1 protein-coding gene is annotated in these 925 nt (G+C 30.8%); it reads right to left on the bottom strand.

Going from position 1 to position 925, the window contains the following annotated elements:
* Positions 1 to 925 (bottom strand): EF-Tu/IF-2/RF-3 family GTPase (locus LDP10_RS02985; protein ID WP_265197259.1); only part of this gene is annotated, 925 nt, incomplete at both ends.

Raw genomic sequence — 925 nt, 5'->3', positions numbered from 1 at the left:
AATCCAACAGCCATTCCTGTGTTATTGGAAATTAAAACACCGTTTCTTCTATGACCTGTATTATTAAATTGCATTTTTCCATAGTGACTAAAAGATGAATAAAATAATCCAGTTCCAGAGGTCATATGTATAAATTCTGTTCGAAAGCCTATTAAAGATCTGCTTGTTAATATATAGTCTAATCGAACTCTACCTTTATTATCCGATACCATATTTTTCATTTCTCCTTTTTTACTACCTATTATCGTCATTATTGTTCCTTGATGTTTTTCTTCTATATCCAATGTTACGTTTTCAAAAGGTTCTTGCATTTCACCGTGAGTTTCACGAAAAATAACTTTTGGTCGAGAAACAGATAATTCAAAACCTTCTCTTCTCATATTTTCAATTAATATAGATAAATGTAATTCCCCTCGACCAGATACACAAAATATATTTGCATCGGTAGTTTCTTCAATTAGTAAAGCCACGTTATGCATTTCTTCTTTTTTTAATCTTTTAAAAATTTGTCTAGAAGTGAGATATTTCCCTTCTTTTCCAGAAAAAGGAGAAGTATTTACACAAAAAAACATTTTTACTGTAGGTTTATCTATATTTAATGCAGGAAGTGGTTGTAAGTTTTTAGGATCGCAAATAGTATCTGAAATGTTTAATTGATCGATTCCAGTTAAAGCTACAATATCTCCAGCATGTGCCATGGGTACTTCTATACGTTTTAACCCAAAATAATGTAAAACTTTTCCAATTTTAGCAAATTTTGTTGTTCCGTCATTACTGATAATAGTAACTTGTTGGTTAGTGGAAATAGAACCTTGTTGAATTCTTCCTATTCCAATCACACCTAAATAGTTATTATAATCTAATTGAGATATTTGCATTTGCAGCGTGCCGGTTGGATTTACGTATGGTGGTGAAACATATTTCA

The organism is Buchnera aphidicola (Pemphigus obesinymphae) (assembly GCF_026122815.1).
Lineage (GTDB): Bacteria > Pseudomonadota > Gammaproteobacteria > Enterobacterales > Enterobacteriaceae > Buchnera_C > Buchnera_C aphidicola_BJ.
This window is presented reverse-complemented; position numbering and strand designations above follow the sequence as displayed.